The organism is Luteibacter sp. P4_E6, assembly GCF_056401535.1.
Genome location: NZ_JBFUJE010000101.1, coordinates 1 through 11,055, shown reverse-complemented (window position 1 = coordinate 11,055; position 11,055 = coordinate 1). Strand labels below are relative to the sequence as shown.

The window sequence follows — 11,055 nt, the reverse complement described above, 5'->3', positions numbered from 1 at the left end:
GATCGACATACGTCTTCCCGCCGAACGTGACCGAGCGCGGCAGCGGCGCCTGCGCGACATCCGCCGTACGAACATCGACGGTCTGCGCCGAAGCGCTGCCCAGAAGTAACATCAAGCCCAGACCGGCGATGCGGCGAGCCATCAGAACCGTACATCCAGCGTCGCGAATACCTGCAGGGGCGCGGATGCGTGGAACACATAGGCGGTACCGGCCGGGTCGCTGGGCACAAAGGCGCTCGAGTCGAAGTTGCTGGCATAGCGCTTGTCGGTGAGGTTAGTCACGTTGAGCGAGAGGCGCACGTCCTTCGCCACCGAAAGCGGGCCGAAGTCGTAGCCACCCRACACGTCCCACGTGGTGAATCCACCAAAGCCCTGGTCGTTCGTATAGGTGTAGTAACGCTTGCCGGTGTACTTGCCGCGTAGCGAGGCGAACCATGGCCCCTGCGTCCAGTCGATCTGCGTCGCGAACAGCTTGGTCGGCGTGTCGGTCTGGATCTTGCCGCTGGTGTGCTGGACGACACCGGCCTGCACGTAGTCACTGGCATACGTCGAGCGGTTGAAGGAGGCCGAGTTGTACCAGCGCAGGTGACTGGTCGGCTGCCACACGAAGGTCAGTTCAACGCCGTGGCTGTTCACGCCACCGACGTTGTAGAAGCGATTACCGCAGCTCGGCCCGACCGGCTGGCGTGAGTCGCAGGGGTTGTACTGCAGCAGACGGTTGTCGAAGCGCACATTGTATGCGGCGACCGAAGCGGCCACCTGGTCCGTCTCGATGCGATAGCCGGCCTCGAGGCTGCGCGATTTCTCGGGCTTGAGGTCGCCCTGCGTGTCCCAGATGGACTGGGCCACTGCCTGCGGACCCAGCTTGAACCCACCCTGGAACATCGCGACGTTCTTCGAGAAGCTGGTGAAGACTTCCTGGCCTTCGGCGAGCTTGTAGCGCGCACCGAACTGCGGCAGCAATGCCTTGCTTGCGCTGAGCGAACCCGTGGCGAACTGGTTGTTTGAGTTAGCGGGAATCGGCTTCACGGCGTCGCCCGGCAAGGCCTCCGCGCGCGAGGTGACATGCGGGCTCTTCACGCCGACATCGACCGTGAGTGCATCGTCGAGGAAGCGCATCGTGTCCTGCAGGAAGGCCTGTCGCGTGTTCCATACCGTACGCTGGTCGAAAACGCCGAGGTCCGGCGTGGCGTCGATAGGACCACTGAGGTCCCGCGGCCCGGTGACGTAGCTGCTGTAGCGCGACGCCGTAGAGACATTGTGCTCGTACCAGACACCGCCTTCGATGTGCTGGTTCGCGATGTCCCACGCTGCCGACAGCACGGCGCCCGAGCGATTGATCGTATAGAGCGTGTTGCGGAAGATGATCGGCAACTGCTGCGGCGTGCCCGGGTAGGAATACGTGCCGCTGTTCCAGTTGTGTCCTTCGCCCGCGTCCTCGTGGTGATAGACCTGGGCGTGGATGGTGACCGAGTCGCTCGGGAAGAAGTCGCCGGCGAGGTAGTAAAGATCGTCGTTGCGCAGGATCTGACCCGCGGTGAACGCACCGTCCGCGTCGGTATCCGCACCGCTCTTGTCACAGAGCTTGGCGTTGAGCGTGCCGGCATTGCAGTAAGCCTTGCCGATCGCTTTCTGCCAGTTCGGTGCCGAGCCACCCCAGTCCCAACCCAGGCCGCGCGCCAGCTCACTCTTGGACAGGTAGAAATAATCCGCCTGCGACGTGCGTGAGGTGTCCGCGAAGCCGGTGAATCGCGCCCAGTCGAGGTCCCACACGGCCTTGCCGTTGAACTGTTTCGTCGTCGAACCGTTGTACGCCGTCTGGTCGTTCCACAGATCGGATGTGGTTTTCGCTCCGGACAGGTACATTGAGAAGCCGTTGTGCTCACCCGTGTCGAAGCGCGCATACGTGCGGCGATTGGCGTCGCTGCCGACGGTCTGCGAGACGCGGCCACCCATCGTCTTCGTCGGATCGTTCGATGTATAGGCGATGGTACCGCCGAGGTTGCTGGTCGACGGGGTGCCGAGATTGCCGATGCCCTCGGAGAGTTCGGCGCCAGCGAAGTTCTCGGRGATCAGCGCGCGGTTGATCGATAAGCCGTTGTAGTTGTTGTAAGCGCTGTCACCCAGCGGCATGCCGTCCAGCGTGTACCCGAGGCGCGTGCCGCTGAAGCCGCGCAGGCTGAGCGTCATCGACTGTTCGTTGGTACCCAGCGCGTCGACCGACTGTGCATTCACACCCGGCAGCGTGTTGAGAACTTTCTGAAGACTCGTTCCGGGCGGCAGGGCCTTCTGGTCCGAGGGACGCAGGCGCTGCACCTGGCGCGTCTCGCCCGTGCCGATCACGGAGACCGCATCGAGGTCCTGCACCTTGTCGCGCTTTGTGGCGCTGGCGTTATCAGCCGGGGCGTTGGTGTCGGTGGTATCGGTGTCGGTCGCGTAGGCAACGGAAGACAGGGCCATACCGAGGGCGATGGCCAGAACGGTCTGCTTGAACAAGGGACTGCATCCTTACACTCGCGGACGCGTCGCGGCACACCTCCCCTGAGGGTGCCCATCACGCGCCGTGGAAGCGTCGGATAGTCGTGCAGTAAAATGGCAGCTTAGTGACAGCCCCTGTGACAGGACGCCTGGACGTCCGTCTTCGCTCAGCGGAAATCGATCGTCGAAATCGCGCCGGCCATGTCGGCCCGCGGTCGCAGGGAAACGTCCCAGTCGTACAGTTCGCACAAGCGACGCACGATCGCGAGGCCTAGCCCCGCACCACCGCCCGTGGCACTTTCGCCGCGAATACCGCGCTGGAACAGCTTCTCGGCGTCTTCCGGCTTGATGCCGGGGCCGGTATCGATCACGTCCACGCGGCCGTCGAGCACGCGCACCGTGACCTTGCCTTCCATCGTGTACTTGATCGCGTTGCCGATGAGGTTGGTCAGGGCCACCGAAATCACCGAGGCCGGCGCGTTTACCGACACCGATCCATCGGACACCAACTCGATCTCGATGGGCTTGCCGCCCATCTGCGGGCGCTGGCTTTCGATCACATCCGAGGCGACCTTGGCCACGTCGGTGGTTTCGCCGCGCGTGGGACCTCGACGTTCGGCGCGCGACAGCAGCAACAGGGCTTCGATCATCTCGGTTGCCTGGCGCGATGCGCGCTCGATGCGCTTCAGTCGCTCGCGCAACTTGTCTGTCAGATCGGGCGAGCCCTGCAGGAGCTCCGTCGTGCTGGCGATCACTGCGAGCGGGGTGCGCAGCTCGTGGCTCACGTCCGAGTTGAATTCGCGATCGCGCTCGACGACCGAGGTCAGGCGCATGGCGTATTCATCGAGCGCCACGGCAAGCTCGCCGACTTCGTCGTCGGCGAAGTGCGGGGCCAGCGCCTCGGCTTTGCCCACGCGGCGGAAGTCACGCAGGCGCCTGGCCAGATCGGTCACCGGGCGCAGGACGCGCGCCGAAAGCCACACGCCAAGCACCAGCGAGAACAACCCGAACAGAAAGACCGCCGCGATGACGCTGGTGATGAGCTGGCGCTTGCCGAGTTCGTCGCGCGAGACGTCGAACTGGAGGAAGTTGATGATGCCGCCTTCGCGCCGGACGGCCACCTTGAAGTGGCGCGGCTTGCCGTCCTTGCCGGTCTCGTAGAGCTCGTGCACGCCCGTATCGAGCGACTGCCAGTTCAGCGGCGCCTTGTAAATCGTACGTTCGCTGAAGGTGGCGGCCTGGATGATGTTGAACTGCGGCCTCTCAGCCGGGTTCGCCCGAACCTGCGCGTTGAGCGAGTCCGCTTCATCCTGCAAGGCCGAGTTGATCAGTTGTTCTTCGACACGCTCGCGGATGTTGATCGCCGCGAACGCGAAAAGAGCGCTCAGCCCGAGACCGAACAGCGTAAAGGTGACAATCAGGCGAAAACGAAGCTTACGTCTGGACCGCATCCGGATCGACCATGCGATATCCGATACCGTGACGCGTGTGGATCAGCGGCTTCTCGAAAGGTTTGTCGATGGCCGCACGCAGCCCGTGAATATGCACGCGTAACGAGTCCGAGTCCGGAAGCTCCTCTCCCCAGACCCGCTGCTCCAGATCCTGCCGCGTCACCACGGAGGGGCTGGCCTCCATGAGTGCCTGCAGCAGCTTCAGGCCGATCGGATTGAGCTGGATCGACTTACCTTCGCGGGTCACGGTAAGCGTGTCGAGGTTGTAGGTGAGACCGTCCACCTTGAGCACGCGGCTTTGCGGACCCTTGCCCCGACGCGCAAGCACTTCCAGCCGCGCCGCCAGTTCCTGCAGGGCGAAAGGCTTGGTCATGTAGTCGTCGGCACCGGACTCGAAGCCAACCAGCTTGTTGTCCAGCGAGTCGCGCGCCGTGAGCATGAGCACCGGCGTCTGCTTGTGCGCCTCGTGGCGGAGCTTCTTGGCGACATCCAGCCCGTCCATGCCCGGTAGGGTCAGGTCGAGCACGATGACGTCGAAATCGTGTACGACAGCCAGATGCAGCCCGGTGACGCCGTCGCCGGCGAAATCGACCACATGGCCGCGATCCTCGAGGTAATCCCCGATGTTGGTCGCGATGTCGGTGTTGTCTTCGATGACCAGAACGCGCATTCGGCACTCCATTGTGCGGTCGCGGGTGAGTCTTATCAGTATTGCGACCGGAAGCTTAACGCCGAATCCGTGAAGCGGACAGCAGTAAAAGAGAGGCCCGGACGGGAAACCCCGCCCGGGCCGAAAGAACTACTGCCCCGATACCGTCCCCCCGCGTCGCGGAATCACAGTGAAACCTTTATAGGCGACACCCGTTTAAATCGCTGTTAACCCCTTCGGGGCCCTTGGGCGGCGCGGCTTGGCGACCGCGGGGCGGGCGGCAAGGCGGGTTTCACAGTGGGCAATGATGGCGTCGGCCACGTCGACCCCGGTGCTGCCCTCGATGCCCTCCAGGCCTGGCGAGGCATTCACCTCCAGCAACAACGGGCCACGGGACGAGCGCAGGAGGTCCACGCCCGCGACCTCCAGACCCAGGGCCGAAGCCGCCTGGATCGCAACCCGGCGCTCGTCGTCGGAAAGCTCGACCGAAGCCGCCGTGCCGCCCCGGTGCAGATTGGCGCGGAACTCACCCGGCGCCGCAGAGCGCTGCATGGCCGCGACCACCTGGTCGCCGACCACGAAGCAGCGCAGGTCGCTGCCATTGGCCTCCCGGATGAATTCCTGGACGAGGAAGTTCGCGTAGAGGCCACGGAAGGCTTCGATCACGCTCTGGGACGCTGAGCGCTTCTCGGCCAGGACCACGCCGGTGCCCTGGGTACCCTCGTTCAGCTTGATGATGTGCGGAGGGTCGCCCAGCATCGCCAGCAGGTCGGAGGTGTCATCCGGGTTGTCGCCGAAGGCGGTGACCGGCATGTCCACGCCCTTCACCGCCAGCATCTGCAGGCTGCGCAGCTTGTCCCGCGCGCGCAGCACGGCGTCGGAGGGGTTAGGCGTGAACACGCCCATCAGCTCGAGCTGGCGGAGCACGGCCGTACCGTAAAAGGTGCTGGAGGCGCCGATGCGCGGTATCACGCAGTCGATCGGCCCAAGCGGCTTGCCCTTGAAGTGGATCGCGAACATCTGCGGTGCGATGCTCATGTAGCAACGCAGCGGATCGATCACGCGGACGGTGTGCTTGCGCTTGCGCGCCGCCTCCACCAGTCGCTGCGTGGAGTACAGCCGCGCATTGCGCGACAGGATGGCGATCTTCATGTGGGTTCCCGGACGGCGCGGCGCGGCGTCTGTGAATAGGAAAGCGAAGGATCGACCTGGAAGCGCCCGTTCAGCGCCGTCCGGCCGAGCAAAAGGGGAAAGAGCATGTGCCGCCGGTCGGTCAGGTTCACTTCGGCAAGGAACGTCTGTCCGGCCAGCTCGATCTCGGTCTGGATAAACCAGCGGGTGGTCGCATGGCCGCCAGAATCGGTCACGGTACGCTGGCCGATGGCTTTGGCCTCGCAAGGATCAGACACGCCGCCCTTTCGGGTCGTGCGCACCTGGAAGCGCAGCCATGTGCCGTCGTCTCGCTCGTCGATCTCCAGCCATTCGACGTGCAGCGACGACGAGCGCGCGCCCGTATCGAGCTTGGCCTTGAGGACAGCGACGCCGAGCGACGGAAGTGCGAGCCGTTCGCGCCAGCCTAGGGTGATGACATCAGTCATGGGTCTGGTGCGAAGGTAGGGGGACGGCGGTGGACCGGGGGAACGGTCCGGATGCAAAAGCATGCCGAAGGTGGTGCCGGGTTTCAACCGGCACGATCATCGGACCCCTCCAGACTGTCACGCCCATGAAATCGACGTGAACAGCAAGGGGTCCGAGGCGCTTTCAAGGGCGAAGGGAGCCCCGCCCGGTCACCATCATGTAGACCGACGCGCCCACGCCAGCCAGCGAGACGATGGCCACGTAGTGCGCCGGCCCCAGGCCACCGGCGGTTCTGGCGAGGATGGCCACGAGCACCGGCGTGGCGGCGCCGGCGATGGCATAGGCCACGTTGTAGGAGACCGATATCCCGGAAAAGCGGATCGCCGGCGGAAACGAAGCCACCAGGATAGCCGGGACGATGCCCGCTACCCCTGCGAACACGCCGGCAAGCGCATAGAGCGGAAACAGGTTCGCACCGCCGCCCTGCAAGTCGATGTACAAAGCATAGGTGCTGAGCATCAGGCCGATCGACGAGAGCAACATGGCGCGGGCGGTACCCATCCAGTCGACGAGAAGGCCGCCGCCGATGCAGCCCAGGCACAGGGTGAACGCCGCGATGCTTCCGCCTTCAAACGCGCGCGCCGGAGCAATGTGGAACGTCGTCTGCATCACCGTGGGGGTCGTCAGGATGACCACGACAATCGCCGCGGTGAGCACCCAGGTCACCGCCATCGACAGCAACACACCCGGCAAGTGGTCGCGAACGACGACCAACGCGGGAAGCTCTTCTGAAAGCTCCTTGCGCTCCCGCATGCGCGCGAATACCGGCGTCTCACTCAGCCACCGGCGAAGGTACACGGCGATGAAGCCGAAGACGCCACCGAGAATGAAGGCGATTCGCCAACCGTGGTCCAGCATATCGGCTTCGGAAAGGTTGGCATTGAGCCATGCCGCCAGCAGCGAGCCCATGAGGATGCCGGCGGTGAGGCCTGCCGAGAGGCTGGCAACGGCGATCCCTACGCGGCGTTGCGGCACGTGCTCGGCCACGAACACCCAGGCCCCCGGCACTTCACCGCCGATGGCCAGGCCCTGCAAGACGCGAAGCAGGGTAAGCAGGATCGGCGCCAGTACGCCCAGCGTCGCGTAGGTCGGCAGCACGCCAATCAGCAGGGTCGGCACGGCCATCAGGAACACGCTGAGCATGAACATCCGTTTACGGCCGATGCGATCGCCGAAGTGCGCCATCACGATGCCGCCTAGCGGCCGGGCGAGATACGCGACGGCGAAGATGCCGAACGTCTGCAGCGTTGCCAGCCACTCCGAGGTACCGGGCGGAAAGAACAGGTGGCCGATCGTCTTCGCGAAGTACACGAAGATGACAAAGTCGTAGAACTCCAGCGCACCGCCGAGGGCGGACAGGAGCAGCGTTTTCACATCGCCACGGTTGAGCGTGCGGCGGTCCGCGGTATCGAGGGTCGCGCTCATGGTTCGTCTCAGTCCTCGAGGAGGTTCGCGACGGAGTCGAGGATTTCCGCAGGACGGAACGGATAGCTATCGACGTCCGCCCGGGTGGCGATGCCGCTGAGCACCAGCACGGTGTGCAGGCCCGCTTCGATACCCGCGACCACGTCGGTATCCATGCGGTCGCCGATCATGCCGGTGTTGTGCGAATGCGCGCCGAGCTTGTTCATGGCCGAACGGAACATCATCGGATTGGGCTTGCCGATGACGTACGGCTCGCGGCCGGTGCAACGGGTGATGAGCGCGGCCACGGCGCCCGTCGCGGGCAACGGACCCTCGGCACTGGGGCTGGTCGCATCCGGGTTGGTACAGATGAAACGCGCGCCGTTGCCGATCAGACGGATCGCCTTGGTGATCGCCGCGAAAGAGTAGGTCCTCGTCTCGCCCAGCACCACATAGTCCGGCGCGGTGTCGGTCATGATGAAACCCGCCTCGTGGATCGCCGTGGTGAGGCCGGCCTCGCCCATGACGAAGGCCGAGCCGCCGGGGGATTGGTCCTTGAGGAAGGTGGCCGTGGCCAGCGCGGACGTCCATAACTGCTCTTCAGGCACGTCCAGGCCCGAGGTACGCAGGCGCGCACTGAGGTCGCGCGGGGTGAAGATGGAGTTGTTGGTCAGCACCAGGAACGGCGTACCGCGATCCCGCCACTGGCGGATCAGTTCGGGTGCTCCCGGCAAGGCCTTGTTCTCGTGGACGAGGACGCCGTCCATGTCGGTCAGCCAGCAGGCAACGTTCTTGCGGTCGGTCACGGGGAATTCCTTACAGAAAAACGGAACACAGGTGCCAAGGGTACCGCGACGGGATGCCCTTGGGCACGGTGTGACCTGCAAGCACTCACCCGCACCGTGAGGGGTTGCTTCGGCGGCGCTGGCGCTTACTCGCTGGCGAGCCGCTTGTGCAGGGCGACGTACTCCTTGCGGTATTTCTTCGCCAGCGAGGTCTTCTGCCGATCGGTAAGTATCTTGCCGCCCAGCTGGAAGAAACTACGCTCCTCCTCGCGAAGATGGTCGTGCAGTTCGTCGGAGAGCTTGCTGAGGTTGGCGGTCCATTTGCGGCCGGCATGGGTTACCGTCTGCAACTCTTCCACGAGGTCGTCCATCTTATGGTGGTCGGCCAGTGCGTCCCGCGACGGATGCAGGCCGCGGTCATCCATCAGCATCGGCACATAGAGAAAGCGCTCCTCCGCCGCTTCATGGGCGGCCAACTCGATGCGCAGCGCGGTGAACAACTCCACGCGATGCTCGCCCGGATCGGAGCGCATGAGCTTGCGCATCAGCGAGCGCTGGATGACGTGGCTTTCGCGGAGGGCTTCGAAGATCGTCTCGGACATGGCGTTCCCGGCTTTGTCATGGAGGCATCATCCTCGCCGGTGTCATGTCAGGGTTTCGTCAGCGGCGAAGCGCGACGACGACGGGCTCCATCGCGTGGCAGGTGACGATGCACCCGAGGCGAACCCCACTTTTCCAGGTACACCCCTCACCCATGCGCTACTTCGTGGTCACCGGGGGCCGTCGTATCTGCGCTTTGTGACCACGAGCGCTCGGTGGTATCGTTCAGCGACTATGCGCAGGACAAGGTCCTTGCCGTGAAATCTCTTTACGTTGCACGCGCGCGCAGCGTACTACTCAACGGGATTTCGGAGAGTCCCGTGCAAGAGGCCAACCAAATCCCGTATTAGCGGTGAATTGGTTCGCAGGCTGCTCTGTGGTGACTGCGTGCGGAGGGCGCCCGCTTTGTCGCCAGGCCTCTAAGCCTGTCTCGAAGCCGCGTCGGCCGCGAAACGTCAAGTCTCGTCCATACTCATGCCCGGCGCCCAACGGGCACCTTCGCGAACCTGGCGAAGCTTGCCAACAAAGCGCTCCCTGTCTTCGCGCGAAAGCTCCAGGATGAACGCGCACTTGTCCGTGAGGCCACCGAATGAAGTGCCAATAGCGAAGGCACGCCGTTGGTCGAAGATCCATACACGATCATGCAGTTCTTTCGTCAATCGATGAGCCAGCACGATACCGTGATCGGCGCAGTATTCGTTCAGGCCAGCGGCGATGACGGGATCTCGTTTTCCCGRCTTAACGAAGATTTCAAGCTGCCGAAGCTGGTTCGGGAATACGGCAAGGAGATCGGTAAGGTAAGCACGTGCGGATATCCCGGGAAGGCCTTGCAACAGCGCTCCCGGCCTTTTTCAGGGCGGAATGGAGGGCACGGGCACGATCATTCATGGGCAGGCATCGATTTGCGGACGGCCGGAGCCTAATCTCATCCTCGCGCCCCGACAAGGATGTGTTTGCGACACCCCAGGGGAGCTAAGCATTCCGTCTCAAGGCTCCAGCCGGACTAGACTGAGCCAGCCGAACACAAAAGGTTAGGAAAAGACTTCTCTCCCATGATGGCGTCCTTCTGCCCCCTAGCATCCCCCTTGCCATGCACATCCTGCTCCTAGAAGACGATATCGAGCTGGGCGAGGCCATCAAGCACGCCCTTGAGCACCAGTCGTACGCCGTCACCTGGCTGACCGACGGGCGAAAGGGCGCCAGTGCGCTACCGGATGAGTCTTTCGATCTGGTCCTGCTGGACCTCGGCTTACCCGGTAAGGACGGCCTGGAGGTTCTTCTGGAGGCACGACGATCCGGCGTGAAGACGCCGATTCTCGTGATGACGGCAAGGGAAGCGCCCGAGGCCCGCATCCGAGGACTCGACCTCGGTGCCGATGACTATCTCGTCAAGCCTTTCCATCTCGGCGAACTGGCCGCGCGGATACGCTCACTAACCCGCCGGGCCCAAGGTCTCGTGGATAATCGTGTGGAGGTGGGTGGCTTGGTGTTGGATCTGGCCACGACCGATGTTGAGTACCGAGGTGTGCGTATCGGGCTGACGCGGCGGGAATTCGCTGTTTTACGGATATTGATGGAGCGAGCTGGCCGCATAGTTCGCCGTGAGAGTCTTGAGGGCTCGGTCTACGGCTTCGACACAGTGGTCGATCGCAACGCGATTGAGGTACACGTGCATTGGTTGCGCCGGAAGTTGAGCCCGGAGGTGATTCACACAGTTCGAGGCATTGGCTACATGATGCCCAGGGAGCCCCGGTGACATCCAACAGCCTCCGCTCGCGCCTGACCTGGCTGATCATTCTGGTGCAGGTGGCAGTCCTGATTCCCTTAGGCACCATAAGCTATCAGCGCGAGCTCCATGAGATGAATCAGCTGCTGGATGGCCGTCTGGCTCAAGCGGGTCGAACGCTGGGCACGTTGATCGCCTATGGCCAGAATAGATACTCAGAGGCTGACTCCGGCCGAGCGTTAGAACTGGCAACCGATGCCCAGCGAGGCACGGTAGTTGTGGCTGTCCACGCCAAGAACTACGAGCCAGAAGTGGGGTTCCAGG

Annotated in this window: 10 protein-coding genes and 1 pseudogene; 2 read left to right on the top strand and 9 right to left on the bottom strand. The window is 63.6% G+C overall.

Annotation, left to right across the window (positions count from 1 at the left end; genetic code table 11):
- Positions 1–141 precede the first annotated feature (141 nt).
- From AC1DT2_RS08690 to AC1DT2_RS08650, 9 genes are all read right to left on the bottom strand, one after another.
- Positions 142–2,460: a TonB-dependent receptor gene (locus AC1DT2_RS08690; protein ID WP_477295875.1), complete on the bottom strand. Its 2,319-nt coding sequence runs from the start codon at positions 2,458–2,460 to the stop codon at positions 142–144.
- 185 nt (positions 2,461–2,645) lie between these two features.
- A complete protein-coding gene (locus tag AC1DT2_RS08685) occupies positions 2,646–3,929 on the bottom strand; it encodes a sensor histidine kinase (RefSeq protein ID WP_477295874.1) in 1,284 nt (427 codons plus the stop codon).
- Positions 3,913–4,599: a response regulator transcription factor gene (locus AC1DT2_RS08680; protein ID WP_159889890.1), complete on the bottom strand. Its 687-nt coding sequence runs from the start codon at positions 4,597–4,599 to the stop codon at positions 3,913–3,915. Before AC1DT2_RS08680 ends, AC1DT2_RS08685 begins: the two co-directional genes overlap by 17 nt.
- 195 nt (positions 4,600–4,794) lie before the next feature.
- The gene (gene rimK / locus AC1DT2_RS08675; protein WP_213949724.1) at positions 4,795–5,730 is read right to left on the bottom strand and encodes a 30S ribosomal protein S6--L-glutamate ligase; all 936 of its coding nucleotides are present in this window, start codon (positions 5,728–5,730) and stop codon (positions 4,795–4,797) included.
- A complete protein-coding gene (locus AC1DT2_RS08670) occupies positions 5,727–6,263 on the bottom strand; it encodes an ATP-dependent zinc protease family protein (RefSeq protein ID WP_477295873.1) in 537 nt (178 codons plus the stop codon). The genes rimK and AC1DT2_RS08670 overlap by 4 nt, the downstream gene beginning before the upstream one ends.
- 76 nt (positions 6,264–6,339) lie before the next feature.
- Complete coding sequence (locus tag AC1DT2_RS08665) at positions 6,340–7,641, bottom strand: MFS transporter (RefSeq protein ID WP_477295872.1); 1,302 nt, start codon at positions 7,639–7,641, stop codon at positions 6,340–6,342.
- 8 nt (positions 7,642–7,649) lie between these two features.
- Positions 7,650–8,426, bottom strand: a complete 777-nt coding sequence (locus AC1DT2_RS08660) for an HAD-IIA family hydrolase (protein WP_345777514.1) — start codon at positions 8,424–8,426, stop codon at positions 7,650–7,652.
- Between the two features lie 125 nt (positions 8,427–8,551).
- Positions 8,552–9,007 carry a hemerythrin domain-containing protein gene (locus AC1DT2_RS08655; RefSeq protein WP_477295871.1) on the bottom strand — a complete coding sequence of 152 codons (456 nt, stop codon included), beginning with the start codon at positions 9,005–9,007 and terminating at the stop codon, positions 8,552–8,554.
- Between the two features lie 453 nt (positions 9,008–9,460).
- Positions 9,461–9,838 (bottom strand): hypothetical protein, encoded by a 378-nt coding sequence (locus tag AC1DT2_RS08650; RefSeq protein WP_477295870.1) that lies wholly within the window; start codon positions 9,836–9,838, stop codon positions 9,461–9,463.
- Between the two features lie 257 nt (positions 9,839–10,095).
- Here AC1DT2_RS08650 and AC1DT2_RS08645 point away from each other — a divergent pair, with 257 nt between their 5' ends.
- Both AC1DT2_RS08645 and AC1DT2_RS08640 read left to right on the top strand, forming a co-directional pair.
- Entirely contained in the window at positions 10,096–10,761 is a 666-nt protein-coding gene (locus tag AC1DT2_RS08645; RefSeq protein WP_477295869.1) for a response regulator, read from the top strand.
- A pseudogene (locus AC1DT2_RS08640) lies at positions 10,758–11,055 on the top strand (two-component sensor histidine kinase); the annotation flags it as partial. The gene AC1DT2_RS08645 and the pseudogene AC1DT2_RS08640, both read left to right, overlap by 4 nt.

Coding starts and splice junctions, on each gene's coding strand:
- AC1DT2_RS08685 (WP_477295874.1), bottom strand. CDS start 3,929: ATGCGGTCCAGACGTAAGCTTCGTTTTCGCCTGATTGTCACCTTTACG.
- AC1DT2_RS08680 (WP_159889890.1), bottom strand. CDS start 4,599: ATGCGCGTTCTGGTCATCGAAGACAACACCGACATCGCGACCAACATC.
- rimK (WP_213949724.1), bottom strand. CDS start 5,730: ATGAAGATCGCCATCCTGTCGCGCAATGCGCGGCTGTACTCCACGCAG.
- AC1DT2_RS08665 (WP_477295872.1), bottom strand. CDS start 7,641: ATGAGCGCGACCCTCGATACCGCGGACCGCCGCACGCTCAACCGTGGC.
- AC1DT2_RS08655 (WP_477295871.1), bottom strand. CDS start 9,007: ATGTCCGAGACGATCTTCGAAGCCCTCCGCGAAAGCCACGTCATCCAG.
- AC1DT2_RS08645 (WP_477295869.1), top strand. CDS start 10,096: ATGCACATCCTGCTCCTAGAAGACGATATCGAGCTGGGCGAGGCCATC.